General features: G+C 36.1%; 1 protein-coding gene. It reads left to right on the top strand.

Annotated elements, in window-relative coordinates; genetic code table 11:
• A partial coding sequence (locus tag ACYQ2O_RS13720) for an IS3 family transposase (RefSeq protein ID WP_459796875.1) occupies positions 1 to 191 on the top strand: 191 nt, incomplete at its 5' end.
• Between the last annotated feature and the right edge of the window lie 61 nt (positions 192 to 252).

Raw genomic sequence — 252 nt, 5'->3', positions numbered from 1 at the left:
CTTATCTTGGTGATGTTGAGGCGTTCTCAGACCTTCACCCCATTATTGATGACTATATGGATTATCATAATACAGAACGCTATCAGTGGAAACTGGCGAAATTATCTCCTAATCAATATTATGATTACTCAAGTTTCGCACCCCTAAGAACTCCGTTCTATCCTTTACATTATAAGGATTATTTAGATTAATCAGCTTAAAGGTAAAGAAAAAGACAGCTCTCTTTGGTAAAATGTGAGTACCACTACCAAC

The sequence above is a fragment of the Alkalibacterium sp. m-11 genome (genome assembly GCF_054658155.1).
This window is presented reverse-complemented; position numbering and strand designations above follow the sequence as displayed.